The organism is uncultured Psychroserpens sp., from assembly GCF_947492715.1.
In the GTDB taxonomy this organism is placed as follows: domain Bacteria; phylum Bacteroidota; class Bacteroidia; order Flavobacteriales; family Flavobacteriaceae; genus Psychroserpens.
On sequence record NZ_CANLNS010000006.1, the window covers coordinates 274,030 to 286,471 of the forward strand.

The following is a 12,442-nucleotide window of genomic DNA, read 5'->3' on the forward strand; positions in this document are numbered from 1 at the left end:
TGAGACGCTTTTTTTATGGATTCAATACGAAGTTATCTAACTAATAACTTTTTGACAACTGTTTTTTCTTCTGAAATTATATGAAGTACATACATTCCGCTTGCCAAGTTAAAATCTATCACATTATTGGCACTCCCTTTTATGGCCTTAATCTGTCTGCCCTCTACAGACAATACATTAACCACTGCATCGGTGTTTAAACCTTGGATAGAAATCCTACCGTTAGAAGGGTTAGGATACACTTTAACCGTATTAACATCAAACTCGGTTACATTGAGTTCTTGATCCCAAGTATCTCCAACATTAGTTCCCCAAATATATTCTACCAAATCTGGCTGATCGATAAAAGGGTTTCGATTAAACTGCCAAGTATAAACGATATTATTCCTATTCATTTCGAAATCATCAGGAGGATCATTTCTATGCCAATCTAGTAAAGTTGCTAAATCTCCTAACTCTCCTGGTCCGTTTTCAGGAAAGCCATTAACGACTTGTAAGCCATTATATCTAATTTCCATATACAAAACGCTTCTCGCAACATCACCATAGAAACTACCTTGTGTTGCTACAGGCCCAGTATATTGTCCATAATGTTGATTACCTCTTGTGCTATTTTGCGGTCCGTCTGCAGCGCGAAGCGCATGAGCATCAGAATTTCCGTGACGTAAAGAATCTGCTTTTGTCGTCCAAAACACATCTACCCCATCTGCAATTTCATCTGCCTCAATATCATTAAAACCGCCTCTCGACCTCGGATACGTATGTTCCCTATTCCATTTCCCATTATTATCAGAACCTGTTTGTAAATCTAATTTAGCTCTTCCTTGTTCAGTATATAACAACCAGACTTGGTTACTATTTAAAGGGTTTTGATCGGCATCCATAAGAATGTCTAAAACATCAGCATAAGTTTGAGCTCTTACGACACTTGGATCTGCAATAATATTTTGTAACGCCTGACGTAAATCGTCATCAGCAAGCCCATCGAGTGTGTTGTAATAACCTGCAGGTTGTGCACTAGTTACATTTCCGAAGGTAGGATTTAACGGTGTTCCAAAATTAGCCACTGTAAAATCATTGTCTACAATTCTAATTTGTAGATTATTATTAAGGGCGAGGTAAGCAACTGGTAAACTCTCAAATCGAATTCGAGTAACCTCGTCGCCTTCATCATCAGAATCATCAATTAAGGTAATTGTTGTTGAAGCTGTACTCTGATTCATAGGAATTGTAATCGCTGTATTTCCAGTAAAATCTGATGAATCAAATCCAAAATTATCAAGTAGAATATTAAAATTTAAAGTTTCGGTCACAGGTGTTTCCGAAGTAAAGGTAATATCAAACGCTTCGTCTTCATTATATTGTGTTTGGGCAACACTCATACTAATTCCGTTAAGTACAACCCCACTACCATCATTAAGCTGCCTTGGTGTAGGATCTGTAGCGGTATAAGTTACATTATCATCCATATCAACAAATCTCTGAATGGAATTGGTATTGTTCCCAGGACCTTCATTAATTTGTTGAATATCAGCAAATCTAGGATCTTGATTAAAAATATTTATCATATCGACATCGTCAGCATCGGCTGTTCCATAAATTAAAACATCGACTAAATTATCAATAGTGGCAACAGTTTCTTCTGGGAAATCTGTAGCATTTGCCTGATAAATAGCAACGGCATCTGCTCCATTTTGAAATACATTTTCTGAAATTAGTACTTGAGGTACAGGGCTCACCGAATTACTACCAATAAGCAACAATCCATTTATATCGGTAACGTAACCATCTAAATCTACTGTAAAATAGCTAGAGTTCATTCCCGAAGTGGACCCATTAAAAAATACGACAACATAACCATCTAAAGGAAAGTTTGGGGTGTCACTTAAAAGTTCTAGGAATTCCATATTATCAACTCCAGGTGTATCACAATCGAGTTCGTTAATAACCACTTGTGAAAATGAAAGCTGCATAAAACATATGGATATGAAAAATAATAGCGGTGTTTTCATTGTATGTTTTTTACAAATGTAATCATCTCCTAAGGCTATTTTGAATTATCCATTCAATAAATGATAAAATTTAACAAAAGATTACTTTTTCCTAAGTATTGATTGTAACTCATTTTTCAAAAAATTGAAAAACGAAAAAGACGAAATCTTTATTTTTTCGTGTTTTTATGACGAAATGCCCCTTGGTAAAAAAAAACAAGCTCAAAAACCCCCTTGAATTATTACAAATTAAAACAAAAACTATTATTTAATATTACAAAATGAAATATCATACAAGAGAGTCACATAAATACCGAAACAAATACCGTCTTTTTAGTTATAATTCTATATGCAATTTCATAGATTTAGCTATAAATGTTTGGAAAATGGATTGCCAAAATTATATATTGAAAACTCAATCAAGAAAATGAGATAATTATTAACCTTAAAACCAAAACATTATGATGACACTTGCAAAACTAATAATCGATATTCTTTTTTCGATTAGCTAAATCAACCACAAGATTGTAAAACTTAGTCTAGAATAAGTTTTACAACATTTAAAAATTAAAAAGAAGTTCTTTGGCATCCATTTCAAATCTCTTAAATTTACGATTAGGTTTAATCTTTAAACCCAACGTATATGAAGCAGAATTTCTTTAAGGGACTTGCCAAACTTAATAGATTACTCTTACCAAGTTATTCCAAACAACAGTTAGACCTCAGCAAAGCAACAAAACTCCAGTTAGCCATTATTGGATGGCGAGTTTACGTGACCAAGCGAGCTTTGGGGTAAGAACATAAAAAAGCGCCACAACATTGTGACGCTTCGTTATTAACACCCTATCTGGTCTAATATACGTTCAGGTACTTTCCTATATTTTAATAGCTGTAAAGTAACAGAACCACGACCACTAGTTAAAGTTCTTAAAGCGGAAATATATCCGAAAGTCTCTATTAAAGGAACTTCAGCACTAACAATTCGTTTTATACCGTTTTCCTTAATTGCTGTAATCACACCTCGACGTTTGCTTACATCTGAAGTTACATTACCTAAATAATCCTCCGGGCAGCTAATTTCGGCATTCATAACAGGTTCTAACAATTCTGGTTTTGCCAAAACGGCGGCTTTTTTAAATCCGTTTCGAGCCACAGTTTCAAAATCCAAAGCGCTAGAATCCTCATCATGAATTTTTCCATCTATAAGAATGACTCGCATACTTTCTAAAGGATAACCTGCCAAAACACCAGAGGACATCGCTTCCAAAAATCCTTTTTTCACATTAGGAATAAATTCCTTTGGAATAACACCTCCCTTAATTTCACTAACAAACTCCAATCCTTTTTCTTGATCTCGTCTAGGGCCAAGAATAAATGAAATCTGAGCAAAGTGCCCAGTGCCTCCAGTTTGCTTTTTAAACACTTCTGTATGTTCTACATCTTGTGTTAAAAGTTCTCGATAAGACACTTTAGGGTTGCCTTTATTGAGTTGAATTCCAAAATCTGAACGCAAACGCTCTAGGCGAACTTCTAAATGCAATTCTCCCATCCCTTGAAGTAAGGTCTGGCCTGTTTGCTTATCAAAAGCCACTTGTAAAGAAGGGTCTTCTGCCAAAATTTTGGCTAAAGCTTCTCCAAAATGTTTTTCATCATTTTTAGATTTTGGTTCTATAGCCAAACTAATCACAGGATCTAAAACCTCTATATTCTCTAATGAAAAAGGCATATTAACCTGAGATAAGGCATCTCCTGTTTTTACATCTTTCAATCCTATGAGAGCTACGATATCTCCTGATTGTGCTTCATTTAATTCAGTATGCTTATCGGCATGAATCTTTAAAATCCGACTCACTCTATTTTTTAGATTTGTCCTAGAATTTAAGATTGTTGATCCAACATTAACATGACCAGAATACAACCGTACCATAGCTAATTTCCCAAAATACTTATCTGTTATTACCTTAAATACAAAAGCTGTAAGCTGTGCTTCTCTTGTACAACGTATGCGCTCTTTTTCATTAGATAATCTATTTATTCCTTCAATATATGCGATATCTTCAGGTGAAGGCAAATAATTAATAACAGCATCCAATACGGGTTGTACACCAATATTCTTATAAGCCGAACCACATAATATAGGAACTGCTTTCTGCTGTAACGTAATCTCTCGAATAGCCTCATTAAGAATATCAGTACTTATGATGTCGTTACTTAAATATTTAAGCATTATAGTTTCATCAAAATTGGAAATCGTTTCAATTAAAATGGTTCGCCATTTGTCTGCTAAAGGTTTCAAATGATCAGGTATATCTTTAGTTTCCCAAGTATTTCCATGATTATCTGAATTCCAATACAGGGCTTTTTCTTTTAATAAATCAATAACACCTTCAAAATCATCCCCTTCACCAATAGGTATCTGCAAAGGTAAAGTTGACACATTAAATTCGACTTCAATGTCACTCACTACCTTAAAATAATCGGCTCCAATACGATCCATTTTATTAATAAAACAAATCTTAGGAATGTTATATTTATCAGACTGGCTCCAAACCGTTTCAGATTGAGGTTCTACTCCTGAAGACGCGCAAAATAATGCAACTGCTCCATCTAAAACACGTAATGAGCGCTCAACTTCAATTGAGAAATCAATGTGTCCAGGCGTATCAATAATATTAATTTGATAGGTCTTTTCATTATAATTCCAATTAGCAGAAACTGATGACGACGAAATTGTAATACCACGACTAGCTTCTTGATGATCGCTATCTGTAACTGTATTTCCATCATCAATATTTCCTAATGTATGGATGTTTCCTGTGTAATATAAAATACGCTCTGTGGTCGTTGTTTTTCCTGCATCTACGTGTGCTATAATTCCTATATTTCTTAATCTTCTATGCTTTTTCATTATTATAAATTTAATTGTTTAAATAAAAAAAGCCTCTCATTTCTGAGAAGCTCTACGTTTTTTTAGACAATAGGTTACCTCTCCCGAAAATTTCGGAACACATTTAATGATACTATGAATTTTAATGTCAACATGTTTAAGGTTTGTTATTATCTGTTTTGGATTCTAGAATAGGTAGAATAAAAAAAGGCTTTCTAAAAAGAAAGCCTTACTATATATAGAAGATTTAATTTTTAGAATGCAGAATTTATCCTACCAAAAAACACAGTTCTGATAGCACCGTTTAAAGCAATTATATGTACTCTAGTTGTTTTCATTTGTTTTTGAAATCTCTGCAAATATAGGTTTTAATTTTATTTAGACAAGTTTGATAGCGGTTTTGAAAAAATTGAAAACAACGTCTTACTTCGTATAACGTCACACTTCACAGGCGGATGAGACTTACTACGCCTTTCCTGACAAAGCTCCGCTCCATCTAACAGGATTGGCTACGCCCTTCCTGACAAAGCTCCGCTCCATCTAACAGGATTGACTCCGTCCTTCCTGACAAAGCTCCGCTCTATCTAACAGGATTGGCTACGCCCTTCCTGACAAAGCTACGCTCCATCTAACAGGATTGACTCCGTCCTTCCTGACAAAGCTCCGCTCTATCTAACAGGATTGACTCCGTCCTTCCTGACAAAGCTCCGCTCCATCTAACAGGATTGGCTACGCCCATCCTGACAAAGCTCCGCTTTGAAAACAAAAAAGCCACAAAATAAAAAAAGCAAGCTATTTTATTTTGCTTGCTTTTTTGTTTATTCGTGACCATGGCAGGATTCAAACCTGCAACCTCTTGAGCCGTAATCAAGTGCGCTATTCAGTTGCGCCACATGGCCTAATTTTGTGGATGCAAATATACTACTTTTATTAATTTATATCCAAACTATTAATTCAAAAATCTAAATTCTTATTTTTGAATTTAATTTTTACATTCATTTTTATGCAATCCATTCTAGAACCCTGGCCATGGTATGTGTGCGGTCCACTTATCGCACTCATCATGTTTATATTAATATATTTTGGAAAAACTTTTGGAATGTCTTCCAATTTAAGGACACTTTGCGCCATTGGTGGTGCTGGAAAAAAAGTAAAATTCTTTGATTTCGATTGGAAAGAACAACGCTGGAACCTTACGGTAGTTTTAGGTGCTATTATAGGAGGTTTTATTGCCCATTCTTACCTCTCGACACCAACAAATATTGACCTTAACCCAGAAACTGTAATAACACTTCAAACGATGGGGTTTGAAAATGCAGGCAAATCTTTACTGCCTCCAGAGCTTTATAGTTGGGATGCCGTATTTAGCCTCAAAGGGTTAGCTATTTTAATTATTGGTGGTTTTCTTGTTGGTTTTGGTACACGCTATGCTGGAGGTTGTACGTCTGGCCATGCTATTACAGGATTAAGTAGTTTACAATTGCCTTCACTTATAGCTGTGATAGGTTTCTTTATGGGCGGACTTATTATGATTCATCTTTTATTCCCTTTAATTTTCAGTTAATATGGCAAAGTATATAAAATTTCTATTCGTCGGAATTATCTTCGGAATCGTACTCGTAAAATCTGAAGCCGTGTCCTGGTATCGCATCTATGAAATGTTCAAATTTGAATCGTTTCATATGTATGGTATTATTGGGAGCTCTGTAATTACTGGAATAATTTTACTGCTAGTGAGCAAAAAATTCAAAAATATTAATGGCGGACTTATGACTGTTCCCAAAAAAGCTAAAGGCCTGCCTCGTTATATTATTGGAGGTACCATTTTTGGATTAGGATGGGCCTTGTCTGGTGCCTGCCCTGGCCCAATGTATATTCTTGTTGGAACAGGGGCGTTTTCAGTAATCATTGTAATTCTTGCCGCTATACTAGGCACCTATGTTTATGGAATTTTAAAAGATAAATTACCGCATTAGTTAAACCTGACTTTTGTCACTTTTAAAAACAGAATACTTCGTATCTTTGGGGCACAATTTACAGTTGTTAATTATCCCGTTCACGGAAACGAAATCTTATATTACTATGAAAATAGAACAGTTATATACAAGTTGCTTAGCACAAGGTGCTTATTATATAGAGTCAAATGGTGAAGTGGCTATTATTGACCCGCTTCGTGAAACCCAAGCTTATATTGAAAAAGCGCAAAATAATAATTCAAAAATCAAATATATTTTCGAAACGCACTTTCATGCAGATTTTGTTTCGGGTCATGTAGATTTAGCAAAAAAAACAGGTGCCACAATTATTTATGGTCCTGGTGCCGAAACAACATATGACAGCCATATAGCTAAAGATAATGAGATCTTTCAACTCGGAAATATCACAATTAAAGCCTTACATACACCTGGACATACTTTAGAGTCTACAACGTATTTATTAATAGATGAAAACGGACGAAATCATGCTATTTTTTCTGGTGACACCCTGTTTTTAGGCGATGTAGGAAGGCCCGATTTAGCCATTAAATCTGATCTCACAAAAGAGGATTTGGCAGCGATGTTATTTGATTCTCTTCGAAATAAAATAATGCCTCTTGCTGACGATGTTATCGTTTATCCAGCACATGGTGCAGGTTCTGCTTGTGGTAAAAACCTGAGCAAAGAAACCGTTGGAACTATAGGAGACCAAAAGAAAACTAATTATGCATTAAGAGCCGATATGACAAAGGAAGAGTTTGTTAAAGAAGTACTTGATGGTATTGCTCCTCCTCCTCAGTATTTTGCGAAGAATGCCATGCTAAACAAATTAGGATATGATGCATTTGAGACGGTTTTGAATACGGGTAATATTCCATTAAACCCTGACGATTTTGAAGGAATAGCCAACCATGAAGAAGCGCTAGTCCTAGATGTTAGACCTCAGAGTGATTACATTAAAGGCCACATCCCTAATTCTATATTTATTGGTTTAAATGGTGGTTTTGCTCCTTGGGTTGGAGCATTAATAACAGACATTAAACAACCTATTCTTTTAGTGGTTCCAGAAGGAAAAAGTGAAGAAGCTGTAACCCGTTTATCACGTGTAGGGTACGACAATACTCTTGGATATTTAAAGGGAGGAATTGATGCCTGGAAAATCGCAGGAAAAGACATTTCTACCCTAGAATCTATTTCTGCAGAAACATTCGCAACTCGGGTTAAAAATGGAGACATTAACATCTTAGATGTTAGAAAAGATGGAGAATATAATAGTATGCATTTAGAAAATGCACAACATTTTGCTTTAGACTTTATAAATGACAATATGAGTGAGGTTACTAAAGATAAGGCGTACCATATTCATTGTGCTGGAGGTTATAGGAGTGTTATAGCAGCATCTATTTTAAAGGCACGTGGCTTTCATAATTTAGTTGATATTGCTGGAGGCTTTGGAGCAATTAAAAAAACAGATTTACCTACAAAAGATTTTGTTTGTCCGTCAACATTATAAACCGCGAAAAACACCTTATATAATCAAAACTATAACTGCTCTTTTTCTTCGTTATAAAAAATTTAACAGTTAAAAATTTTATTTACTAGACGAGTGGTCATATATTTGCATTGTTAAATTAAATTATGGCCAAGACCTTAAAACATGATATTAAAGCAAATACTCTTTTAGATAAGGGTATGGAGTTGTTATGGAGTAAAGGCTATAATGCGACAAGTGTCAATGATATTGTAAAAGTCGCCGGCATTCCAAAAGGTTCATTTTATTTTTATTTTGAAAGTAAAGAGGATTTTGCAGTAAAAGCAATCGAAAAATACTTTGACGACCATTTTACACCTGCGAAAGAAATTTTACAAAACAATACGATTTCTCCAAAGCAGCGTCTTTTAGACTTTCATGAATTTAGATATAACATTCTGAAAAATGAATTAGACTGTAAAATGGGATGTATGGCTTGTAATGTGGGTAACGAAATGTCTGAACATAGTGAGCTTATTAGAACGAGTATTTTGCGTAAAGAACAAGAAGTACTCTCTATTATTACTGCAGTCATTCAGGAAGCTCAAGATTATGGAGAAATAAGTAATACCATGAATGCTGAGGATATTGCTGCTTTTATTGAAGATGCAGGAAAAGGATCAATGACTACAATGAAAGCAATGAATAGTTCATATCCAATAGATAATTTCATGAATATGATACGAAACATTTTCTTTAAATAATTTTTTTTAACCATTAATAGACGACTGGTCAATTTTTAAGTTATAGTAAAAATTGTCCCCGAACATAAAACGGTAAACGTCTTAAAAGTAACTAACAAAGATCTGTGTCAAAATGAATAATTGACTGGTCAATTAAATCAATCAAAAAAATGAATGCACTTAAAAAAGTAAGCGACAAATCCAACAAATTCGCAAAACAATGGGCTGAATTTGTTATCAAAAGGAAATGGTATGTGTTAATTGCCTCTCTAATTCTTGCACTAGGATTGGGCTCTCAAGGCAATATGGAATTCGATGGCGATTACCATGTCTTCTTTAGTAAATCCAACCCAGAATTAGAAGCATTTGATGCCTTACAAGAAAAATATACCAAGGATGACAATGTGATACTCGTATTATCTCCTTCCAACAAGAATGTGTTTACCAAAGCCAATCTTACAGCTATAGAAGAGTTAACAGCCGAGGCCTGGAATACTCCATACTCTTCTAGAGTAGATGCCTTAACAAACTTTCAACATACGAGTGCTCAAGGTGACGATTTATACGTTGATGATTTATCTTATGAATCTGCTCTAAAGACCGATATCGAAATAGCAAGTATCAAAGAAAAGGCTTTAAAAGAACCTCTATTGGTCAATCGCATTCTAAATGAAAAAGGAAGTGTTACTGCCATAAATATTACGGTTAGATTACCTGGAGAAGATAGTGCTAAAGAAATTCCTGAAGTTACTGCATTTGTGAGAGATATGATTGCAAAATTCAAGGAAAACCATCCAAATTTTGAGGTACACTCTTCTGGGTTGGTTCCATTAAACACAGCCTTCTTTGAAGCATCTATGAGAGACCTTATGTTAACCATGTTAATGTTAATCATTGTGATTATCACAACATTTATTTTAACTCGAAATATTTATAGTACTCTAGCAACTTTAGTTGTTGTAATGTTCTCTATAATTAGTGCTGTGGGATTTGTTGGACTCATGGGAATTAAACTCACCCCACCTTCATCTGTGTTCCCGACCATGATCTTAACGCTTGCTGTGGCTGATAGTATTCACATTTTAATTACGATGCTTCAAAAAATGCGAAAAGATGGCCTGACAAAATTAGACGCTCTAACAGAGTCTATGCGATTAAACTTTATGCCAGTATTCATCACTAGTTTAACAACAGTTATTGGGTTTTTAACCATGAACTTTGGAGATGTTCCTCCATTTTGGGATCTAGGAAACATTACTGCCTTTGGTATGACAATGGCCTTTATATTTTCAACAACAGCCCTACCTGCTTTAATGGCCATATTACCTGTAAAATCTAAAGCTAAGCAGAGCAAATCAAAAGGTAGTCGTGCAAACTGGTATACCGCTCTTGGAACTTTCGTTGTTAAGCAACCAGGTAGATTAACTATCATATCGCTCATTATCATTGGTGGTTTAACATATCTCGCCACAAAAAACACTTTTAATGATGAATTTATCAACTACTTTGATGAAAGTGTAGAATTTAGAACAGACACAGATTATATAAGCGATAACCTAACAGGAATCTATAACATAGAATACTCTATTGGTAGTGGAGAAAGTGGTGGAATTAACAATCCAGAATACCTAAGGCATCTTAATGCTTTTGAAAACTGGCTAAAAGAGCAACCTGAAGTTGTTCATGTTAATGCCTTCAGCGAAGTAGCAAGACGTGTTAACCGATCTATGCATGGTGATAACGAGGCCTTTTATCGTGTTCCTGAAAGTCGCGAAGAAGCGGCTCAATATTTATTACTTTATGAGCTCTCATTACCTTTTGGTTTAGACTTAAATAATCAAATTAATGTAGATAAATCTGAAACCCGTGTTACTGTTACCATTGAAAACATTACGAGTGCAGATATGATAATCTTCTCAAAAAAAGGTGAAGATTGGCTAAAAAACAACACGCCAGAAGCTATGCACGCTATTGGAGTGAGCCCTACTCTAATGTTCTCCAAACTTGGGTTTAGACAAGCAGACAGCATGTTTAAAGGAAACATTATAGCACTTATTTTGATTTCTCTAGTCTTAATGTTTGCCTTACGAAACTTCAAACTCGGATTACTAAGTATTATTCCAAATGTTACACCTGTATTAGTAGGTTTTGGAATTTGGGCACTATATAAAGGACAAATAAATACAGGGATGGTCATCGTTTTTGGTATGACATTAGGAATTATTGTTGACGATACTGTACACTTTATGAGCAAGTTTTTAAGAGCAAGACGAGAGTTAGGTTATGATGCAAAGCAAGCAGTAATATATGCGTTTGAAACTGTTGGAAAGGCCTTAGTTACTACAACACTAGTTTTACTTGCTGGTTTCGCTATACTTTCTACCTCATCATTTGCCCTTAATAGTTATATGGCAAGAATTACTGTAATCATAATTATATCTGCTTTGGTTATAGATTTTATTCTCCTGCCTTCCCTGCTCATTTTAACAAGCAAAAAAAAACACCATCAGTTAAAATAAATAATTAAAGTAAATAAAAATGAAAAAACTACTAATTACAATTACAGCATTATCGTGTGTCTTATATATGAATGCACAAACGCCTGAACAGCGCGGTTTAGAAATTGCCAAAGCGGCTGAAAAGGCCGATCTCGGATTCAACAGTTCGTCTGTAGAATTAAAAATGACCTTAAAGAATAAAAATGGACAAACAAGTGAACGGTCTCTAACAACTAAAACCTTAGAATTAACAGAAGATGGAGACAAGTCTCTGATTGTTTTTAATAGTCCGAAAGATGTTAAAGGCACAGCAACTTTAACGTTTACTCATAAAATAGGTTCAGACGATCAGTGGTTATACCTACCTTCAATAAAGCGTGTTAAGAGAATTTCATCTAATAATAAATCTGGACCATTTGTTGGAAGTGAATTTGCTTATGAAGACCTATCATCTCAGGAAGTGGAAAAATATGCTTATAAATTTTTAGAAGAAAAAAATGGGCTTCTCATAGTAGAACAAGATCCTGTAGATCCTAAATCTGGTTATACGCGACGCTTAGTGAGTTATAATAAAGATAAAGGCTACAGAATTGAAAAAGTAGAATTCTACGATCGAAAAAATGCGCTGTTAAAGACGCTTACATATTCAGATTATAAACTCTACAAAAATAAGTTCTGGCGTGCCGGTGTTTTTAATATGATAAATCATCAAAGTAACAAGGAGACCCGATTAGAATTTAAAGATTATAATTTCGACATCAACCTCACAAGTGATGACTTTTCACAGGTTGCATTAAAAAGAGCAGGTAACTAATAGCATATAAGAAAGCCGCAATATCATTAACTATTTACTTTCATCGTTTTAGTTAGTATTGA

At 34.8% G+C, this 12,442-nt stretch carries 9 protein-coding genes and 1 tRNA gene; 7 read left to right on the forward strand and 3 right to left on the reverse strand.

Features of this window, described 5'->3' with window-relative positions; genetic code table 11:
• Positions 1–32: 32 nt before the first annotated feature.
• Positions 33–1,973, reverse strand: coding sequence for an endonuclease (locus Q0787_RS15565; RefSeq protein WP_298903759.1), 1,941 nt, complete (start codon positions 1,971–1,973; stop codon positions 33–35).
• 661 nt (positions 1,974–2,634) lie between these two features.
• Between Q0787_RS15565 and Q0787_RS15570 the strand changes: the two genes are divergently transcribed.
• The gene (locus tag Q0787_RS15570) at positions 2,635–2,787 is read left to right on the forward strand and encodes an SsrA-binding protein (protein ID WP_298903760.1); all 153 of its coding nucleotides are present in this window, start codon (positions 2,635–2,637) and stop codon (positions 2,785–2,787) included.
• 39 nt (positions 2,788–2,826) lie between these two features.
• On the opposite strand, the gene fusA is transcribed toward Q0787_RS15570, so the two are convergent.
• Entirely contained in the window at positions 2,827–4,899 is a 2,073-nt protein-coding gene (gene fusA, locus Q0787_RS15575; protein ID WP_298903761.1) for an elongation factor G, read from the reverse strand.
• An 804-nt stretch (positions 4,900–5,703) separates the two neighbouring features.
• Positions 5,704–5,777: transfer RNA gene (locus Q0787_RS15580), tRNA-Arg, on the reverse strand.
• Between the two features lie 104 nt (positions 5,778–5,881).
• Between Q0787_RS15580 and Q0787_RS15585 the strand changes: the two genes are divergently transcribed.
• The 6 genes from Q0787_RS15585 (at position 5,882) to Q0787_RS15610 (ending at position 12,380) form a co-directional block, all read left to right on the forward strand.
• Positions 5,882–6,442 carry a YeeE/YedE thiosulfate transporter family protein gene (locus Q0787_RS15585; protein ID WP_298903762.1) on the forward strand — a complete coding sequence of 187 codons (561 nt, stop codon included), beginning with the start codon at positions 5,882–5,884 and terminating at the stop codon, positions 6,440–6,442.
• 1 nt (position 6,443) lies between these two features.
• A complete protein-coding gene (locus Q0787_RS15590) occupies positions 6,444–6,854 on the forward strand; it encodes a DUF6691 family protein (RefSeq protein ID WP_298903763.1) in 411 nt (136 codons plus the stop codon).
• A 106-nt stretch (positions 6,855–6,960) separates the two neighbouring features.
• Positions 6,961–8,367, forward strand: a complete 1,407-nt coding sequence (locus Q0787_RS15595; protein WP_298903764.1) for an MBL fold metallo-hydrolase — start codon at positions 6,961–6,963, stop codon at positions 8,365–8,367.
• 125 nt (positions 8,368–8,492) lie between these two features.
• Entirely contained in the window at positions 8,493–9,089 is a 597-nt protein-coding gene (locus Q0787_RS15600; protein ID WP_298903765.1) for a TetR/AcrR family transcriptional regulator, read from the forward strand.
• 149 nt (positions 9,090–9,238) lie between these two features.
• Positions 9,239–11,587, forward strand: a complete 2,349-nt coding sequence (locus Q0787_RS15605) for an efflux RND transporter permease subunit (RefSeq protein WP_298903766.1) — start codon at positions 9,239–9,241, stop codon at positions 11,585–11,587.
• Positions 11,588–11,606: 19 nt separating this feature from the next.
• On the forward strand, positions 11,607–12,380 hold the full coding sequence (locus tag Q0787_RS15610) for an outer membrane lipoprotein-sorting protein (RefSeq protein WP_298903767.1): 774 nt from the start codon (positions 11,607–11,609) through the stop codon (positions 12,378–12,380).
• The last annotated feature ends 62 nt before the right edge of the window (positions 12,381–12,442 follow it).